At 47.4% G+C, this 2,949-nt stretch carries 2 protein-coding genes; both read right to left on the reverse strand.

Annotation, left to right across the window (positions count from 1 at the left end):
* A partial coding sequence (locus ACESLU_RS13660; RefSeq protein WP_372639183.1) for a hypothetical protein occupies window positions 1-251 on the reverse strand: 251 nt, incomplete at its 3' end.
* A complete protein-coding gene (locus ACESLU_RS13665) occupies window positions 251-2,161 on the reverse strand; it encodes an outer membrane protein assembly factor (RefSeq protein ID WP_372639184.1) in 1,911 nt (636 codons plus the stop codon). The genes ACESLU_RS13665 and ACESLU_RS13660, both read right to left, overlap by 1 nt.
* Between the last annotated feature and the right edge of the window lie 788 nt (window positions 2,162-2,949).

A 2,949-nucleotide genomic window follows, 5' to 3' on the forward strand; every position in this document is an offset into this window, starting at 1 on the left:
GTTAGCGCGATACCGGTCAGTGTAACCCCATGCCACAGGTCCCCCGACAGGCTTTCGATAGAAAGCTGGGGGACCAACTGGTCGTTCGCCGCATCCACAATCATATTTCGGGCCCAGTTCCCGGCTATCCCCGTCATCAGGGCCAGACGCGCCCCTCCTATAATCACAAGAATACAAAGCAGGATCACCCACGGCCATTTTCGCCGCGACTTCTTTTTAGATGTTTGATTTGTTTCTTTAATCGTACTCATCAAAATGCCTGTCCCACGCTAATATGAATTCCTATGCGATCCCATGCATTTCCGAAATCACGTCCCCGAAACCTGTTGAGATCCGCATCGGAAGGGTTCACCTTATAGCCCACATCGAGCCGCACCGGTCCGATGGGCGAATTATAACGAACGCCACCGCCGACGCTAAATTGCAGGGGCCTGTGCTCAAAATCCGGATCCTTCCGCCATACCTGTCCCCCATCCAGAAAAGCGGTAAGCCCGAAACCGTTAATCAGGGCGTCGATATCCTGTCTTAATTCCAGGTTAAAAGCAAAAAATGTACGTCCCCCCGCGGGTATATACCGGCTAAAGGCAGTGCTGTCGGATACAATTTCGCCGCTGTCATTCTTCAGGGTGTCGGTCACCACACGCTTCGGCCCCAGTTGATAACGTCCCCAGCCCCGAATGGAACTGGTGCCCCCGAGGTAATAACGTATATTATTGGGCAGGGAATCTTCCCGGGTGGCAAACAGCTTCCCCCCCTGCAGACGTGTAGCCAGTGTTGTGGTTTCCGTAAGGGGCGTGTACCGGCGAACATCGAGCGAAAACTTTTGAAATTCAAAAGTCGAGGAACCCAAAAATCCGGATATCTCGATATAGGGCTGAATGGCCCACCCTTCCTGTCCCCGCCGGTCTAATGACTGGTTATAATAACCGCTTAACTGGATGGAAGAAAGATTATAGTTTTGGGTCGTGTCGGGCAAATTTTCATCCAGCTGCTGTGAGAGTTCACTGTTCCTGGTAAACTGGTACGACACGGAGCCGGTCATATTTTGGCTATAGCGATAGATAAAACTGTTCGTGAGGCCCAGGCGGGAAAGCTCGTAATTGTCTTCCAGCAAATGCTGGACAAAAGGAGAAATGACGACGCTGCTTCTCGTATTGTATACATACGGAATCAGATAATCAAAATTGAGCGTCTGTTCAATAAACGACGCTTTCGCAGTGCTGGTAAATTGGTGTCCGTAGCCAAAGGCGTTGCGGTGGATCCAGCTTACCTGTCCCCGCAGGTACTCGTCCGTTCCAAAACCCGCCAGCGTCTGGACGGTACGCAGGGAATTCTCGCGAATCTGCATATCCAAATCCAGCGTCGAATCCCGGGGCTGTTCAGGGATATTAATGGTGGCAAAGCGAAAAAGGTGATGGTTGAAAATCTCGCGCTGTGCCTCCTGCAATGCATTGATGCTATACTGTTGTCCCTTTTTTAATCCCGACTCACGAATAATGTAACCGGCACTGACGGTGCTGTCGCCCGCAACCGAGATCGTATCAAAATAGGTCATGGGACCCAGCGAACAGTGAATAGTCAGATCGGCAGCGAGTCGTATGGTATCAACCTCGGCACTGACAGCAACTTCGGCATATGCAAAGCCCTTGTTTTTGAGCAGCTGTTCATAACTGCCCACCACTTCCGGCTCCTTTATGGTTTCGTATCGCTCTCCCTCCCGGAATTCACTTTGTCTGCGGACACGAGCAAAGTCACGGCTGTCCGTTACTATCTTCCGGTGACGGTCGTCACCGGTAAAATCATAATTGACTTCGCTAATCCGGATGGGAGCCTTTTCATTGACGGTAAAAATCACGTGTTTTTTCCAGGATTTGTTTCCATCTTCTATACGGTAGTCTACCTGCACATGTGGAAAGCCACGCCGGTTGTAGTAGTTGCGGATGCGGATGACATCCTTTTGAATGGTTATTTCGCTAAGATTGTGTCCCCCGCGCTTCCAGAACTTCATCTTGTCCCAAAACGTAAACGCTTCCGTGGCAATCTGATCCCGGATTATGATATTCGAAAAACTTTCATTACCCTCTATATCCAAATCCCATACCTGTAGAGGCCTTTCCTCATCATCATAGGAAGATGAACCACCCGTCTGTTGTGCCTCCACAGAAAGACACCAACTGCACAGCAACACTCCCGTAAGAAATAATCTTCTTAAATTTAACACCTGTGCAGCTCCTTTTCATGATCGTTAACCCATGGCGTCCGGCTCCCTTTCTGCATGTACCTGCTTGACTTACTTAAAAATACAACAAGAGGGAGCCAGTGGGTAAAAATCCGAAACCCGTCTTCCAAAGGCTATCAATTATTCCTTGTACCGTTTTATGACCAGTGATTTACAAGTGATTAATAATAACGTATAAAGACGGATCATAAAAGACCATAGTTATTAGCCATAGTCAGTTCATAACATATTGGCACCCTATATACGCTCAAGATATATCCACAAGCAAAGCCGGTTGTCCCCGGAGCGCCGTATTTGCTTTAACCAACGCGGGGAACGTCAAATTATTGGTCCCGGGCAGGAAGTTTAATATTAAAAGCAGGAAGTATGTTTTTTTCGCTCCTGATTTCTGTTTTCACTTTTTTATATTGTCTGACATTACTGTAATTTAACTTATTATTCTTAATCTGTATTGGATTATTCACAGAGAAATTTGTTTTGGGCAAGGCGGAATGAAAATGCGAGTGAAGAGGTACTTTCCTGCCTACAACATTCATTTTCAGTCCAATGCAGCACAGCAGCAAATTTCGAAGTCTTCATTTTTTACATTCAAAAAAGACCTTGTCAGAATCCTTGAAAAACCAGTCCCGAAGCATCGGGAAATATCAAAGCTTGAGCGCATTCAAAACCACCCCGTATAAGGCATATGTGAGGATGTTGAATGCTAGAAA

Source organism: Fodinibius sp. (assembly GCF_041642155.1).
Lineage (GTDB): Bacteria > Bacteroidota > Rhodothermia > Balneolales > Balneolaceae > Fodinibius.